The organism is Amycolatopsis sp. SID8362, from assembly GCF_010550475.1.
Taxonomy (GTDB): Bacteria; Actinomycetota; Actinomycetes; order Mycobacteriales; family Pseudonocardiaceae; genus Amycolatopsis; species Amycolatopsis eburnea.
Window position 1 is genome coordinate 1 of the sequence record NZ_JAAGNB010000749.1, and the last position, 2488, is coordinate 2488.

Genomic DNA, 2488 nt, shown 5'->3' on the forward strand with positions numbered 1-2488 from the left:
GATCACCCGGAACCGCCCGGGCGCCAGCCCCAGCCTGCTGAGCACCGACGCCGCGTCCGGCGTGCCCTCCAGCAGCCGGATCACCAGATCGGACTCGACCTGCCGCTCGAGGTCCGCGCTGGCCCGCGACCGCAGCAGGTGCACCCCGACCGTGCGCGCGCTGTCCCGCAGCACGGCCCGCCGGGCGTCGTCGAGCGGGCGCTCGCACTCGACCCAGATGGAGCCCAGCGACTCCCGGCCGGCCCGGACCGCGACCACCATGCGCCCGCTCAGCCCGTGCTCCGGCGCGGCCTCGACGAACACCGGCTCGTCGGACGCCGCGAGGCGGGCGAAGACACCCCGCCGTTCGAACAGCTCACGAGCGCGGTCCGGCACCCGCCGGCCCAGGATCGTCTCCAGCCGGACCTGGTCGGCGCCGTGCTGGAGGCTGGAATACGCCAGGACGCGCGAGAGCTGGTCCTCGATCGTCACCGTGCTGCCGAGCGCGTCGGCCAGGCTGTCGGCCAGGGCGAACAGGTCGGTCGGCCCGCGTCCTGACTCGGTCTCGCGCCCTTCGAGCACCAGGCCGTAGACGACACCGGCCAGCTCGCCCCACGACACCTCCGGCTCGACGGCGAGCACCGCGACCCCACCGGCCTCCGCGGCCGCGACCACCGCGGGTTCCACGGGCACGGCCGCACGCACCAGCACGACCGACGCCCGGGCGGCGGCCGCCAGCTCCACCGCCGCGACGACGGACTCCGCCCCGACGGCGAGGAACACGTCCCCGCGCGGCCGGCGGTCGTCGCCCGGGTCGTGCATCACCACATCGCGCAGCGCGACGTCCCGCGAGACCGGGCAGCAGCACAGCCGTACGCCGTAGCCCCCGAGGACGTTCACCAGCCGATCCAGCGTCACCATGACCCGTTCCTACCCCACATCGGCGTCCGGCCCGGTCAGAGCCCGGTGATTCCCAGCGCCACCAGGGCGGCGACCTTCAGCACCTCGATGCCGATGTACGCGAGGTGCGCTTGCGACCGCGGCAGGTCAGCACCGGCCGGGGCGCTCAGCACGTGGTCCGTGCGGCGGTTCAGCCGCGGCCGGACCGCGGCGAGCTGGATCGCCAGCAGGACGAGAACGGCGAGCAGCAGCACACTCGCCGGTGTCGGGAAACCGCCCAGTGCCACGGCGACGACGAGCCCGATGGCCAGCACGCATTCCACGACGTTGAGGGCGCGGAACACCAGCCGGCCGATGCCCAGGCCGAGCGGGATCGTCACCCCGGGCGCGCGGAATTTCAGCGGCGCCTCGATGAAGGAGATGCCGATCAGCATGCCGAGCCACGTGAAGCTGAAGGCGCTGAGGAGCGCTCCGGAGGTGTGGTCCACAGACGAATTTTACACGAGACCGCGTTGTAAAAACCAGGCTCCCCGGCGACGGCGTCAGTCGAGCCGCCCAGGAGGTCGTCGCACGCGTTCTGCGATCTCGGCGAAGATCGGATTGCCGCGGAGTTCTGGATAAGATTCCTCGAGCTGGCCAATGAGGGTCGATGCGGCGGCTCGCGTCGCGAGCACGCCGTCAACCCGATTCACAGTCGCGCTCCGCCCAGGAACATAGCTGCACTCGACCAGAACATCGTCGCCTTGCGCGGAAAGCCGGATGAAATCGCTACTCTCCGTAAAGTAGTAGTACTTTTCGTCACCCGGACCGACTGCGGCGAAGATCAAGTCCATGTTGTTCGCGAAGTGCAGCAAGGGAACCCAGTCGAAGTCAACGCTGAGATCCAGGCCGCCAACCACAAATTTGATGTTCCCGACAAAACAGGAGTACATCAATTCAACACTCGATGCTCCTCGAAGGGAGATCTCGTCCTCGCGGCGTCTCCCGCGCCCACCTGACCGAACATAACCGATCTCGATTTCAATCACCGAAAGCCGCCCGGTGGGCCACGGCGCAGCCGGACGGCAGATCGGCCGGGATGACGACACTTCCGGTGATCGTCGCGGGCGGGTCGAGCGGGATCGCGCGCACCCGGGTCGAGCGGAGGTCGGCGACCTGGTCGGCGGGCAGCACCGTCCAGCTGCGCGGGTCGGAGCCGACCTCGACGATCGTGTCTCCGACCGTGGCCGCCCGGTGTCCCGGGTGGACCGGGACACCGGCCTCCCGCAGCGCCGTCACCACCGACGGGTCGTGGTCCTGGGATGTCCGGAAAGGACCGTCGGCCAGTTCCGCCACGCCGACGGTCGCACGGTCGGCGGCCGCGTGCCGGGCGGACACCACCGCGAACAGCGACTCGGTCCACGTCTCCAGCACCCGCAGCCCGGGCGCCGCCCGCACGTCCCGCGCGAGTGCCAGGTCGAGCTCGCCTTGCCGGAGGGCGTTCAGGCGCGCGGGCAGCGGCAGGTCGACGAGCACCACGTCGAACGCCGGGGCCCGCTCGCGCAACGCGTCGATCCCCCGTTCCAGGCGGGCGGTGAACTGCCCCGTGCCGGTGCCGATGCGCATCACG

At 70.8% G+C, this 2488-nt stretch carries 3 protein-coding genes and 1 pseudogene; all 4 read right to left on the reverse strand.

What is annotated here, in order from left to right:
- Positions 1-900: pseudogene (locus G3I65_RS23395) on the reverse strand (PucR family transcriptional regulator); the annotation flags it as partial.
- Positions 901-935: 35 nt separating this feature from the next.
- Positions 936-1313 carry a hypothetical protein gene (locus G3I65_RS23400; RefSeq protein ID WP_166640477.1) on the reverse strand — a complete coding sequence of 126 codons (378 nt, stop codon included), beginning with the start codon at positions 1311-1313 and terminating at the stop codon, positions 936-938.
- 108 nt (positions 1314-1421) lie between these two features.
- Positions 1422-1907, reverse strand: coding sequence for a hypothetical protein (locus tag G3I65_RS23405; RefSeq protein ID WP_160698012.1), 486 nt, complete (start codon positions 1905-1907; stop codon positions 1422-1424).
- A partial coding sequence (locus G3I65_RS23410) for a LysR family transcriptional regulator substrate-binding protein (RefSeq protein ID WP_160698013.1) occupies positions 1900-2488 on the reverse strand: 589 nt, incomplete at its 5' end. The genes G3I65_RS23410 and G3I65_RS23405, both read right to left, overlap by 8 nt.

Coding starts and splice junctions, on each gene's coding strand:
- G3I65_RS23400 (WP_166640477.1), bottom strand. CDS start 1,313: ATGCTGATCGGCATCTCCTTCATCGAGGCGCCGCTGAAATTCCGCGCG.